Raw genomic sequence first — 769 nt, 5'->3', positions numbered from 1 at the left:
AGCATGACTTAGTTATTGGTGAAAATCGGTACACCATGAAAGAGGCACTCAGTGCACTGGAAAGCCTTCAAAAGGAAATTCCGGACCTCATTTCCAAAGCTCATGATTCCCAGATTAATGTGGTTGAAGAAGCCCTGGAGATTGAAAGTAAAATCGATATTGTGCGACTTAGAATGTCTTCAGTATTACTGCAAGAACAGTTCTACCTTGGCTATCCGAATAAACTCGCAATAGTAGAAGGCGCGCTTTTAAAGCAGAATGTATTAGCTTTGAAGGCTAGTGGTAGTAAAGACGAATATGAGTCTGCACTTGAGCAGTTCTGTGATTATGTCCGGAGAGCGTCATATGTTGATTAACAATCCCCTTAACCAGTCAAAGCTGCGGACCGCGGCCTCAGTTTGAGGCGTTAGACTCTAAAGCTGGGAAATATGAATAATGAGTATTTTTGATGTCATGTTAGCTTTATGTACATTACTATGCTCGCTGGTTGCGGGGCTCCTATTCGCTTACGCAATCGTCATAATGCCCGGAATAAAAAACTTAGAAGACAAACAGTTTATTAAGGCTTTTCAAGTCACAGATCGAGTGATTCAAGATAATCATCCCGTATTTTTATTCGTTTGGGTCGGATCAGCTATTTCACTTATTTTTTGTGCTTTTACTGGTTTTTCAAAACTTCAAGGCTTGGACTTTTTCTTGCTTTTATCAGTTACGGCCGCTTACTTAGCTGGCGTACAGATATCAACAATTGCCATTCACTTGTCACTTA

General features: G+C 40.4%; 2 protein-coding genes. Both read left to right on the top strand.

The features are described from left to right. Positions 1-356: hypothetical protein (locus tag A3738_RS02595; protein ID WP_231876506.1), on the top strand; the 356-nt coding region annotated here is incomplete at its 5' end. 79 nt (positions 357-435) lie between these two features. Continuing rightward, positions 436-769, top strand: a 334-nt coding sequence (locus A3738_RS02590) for a hypothetical protein (RefSeq protein ID WP_068763327.1), incomplete at its 3' end; no start/stop codon positions are given.

This window comes from Oleiphilus sp. HI0066, assembly GCF_001635725.1.
The sequence above is the reverse complement of the archived record's forward strand: the minus strand, read 5'-3'. Positions and strand labels throughout refer to the sequence as shown.